Annotated in this window: 1 protein-coding gene; it reads right to left on the bottom strand. The window is 50.0% G+C overall.

Annotation, left to right across the window (positions count from 1 at the left end):
- Positions 1-240 (bottom strand): DUF7507 domain-containing protein (locus ACWA1B_RS23520; RefSeq protein WP_456911106.1); only part of this gene is annotated, 240 nt, incomplete at both ends.

The raw sequence follows: 240 nt of genomic DNA, 5'->3' as shown, positions 1-240 counted from the left end.
GCTTTGCGTAAGATTCGTTACCGTGTCGTCATCATTAGCCAATGCAGTTCCCGACGTATCGCTTACTGTCGAAGCATTTGGAGCCGTTCCTGTAGCAGTCGCTGAATTGGTTACGCTTCCTGTATTCAGGTCAGCCTGCGTAATTGTGTATGTAGCTGTGATAGTTCCTGATGCTCCAGGCGCAATCGTTGACGGGCTTACCTCCAATGCCGCGCTTCCTGTTTTCGCATCGTCAATTAC

This window comes from Flavobacterium xizangense, from assembly GCF_054075145.1.
Note: the sequence above shows the minus strand (reverse complement) of the source record. Positions and strands in the feature narration are given on the sequence as shown.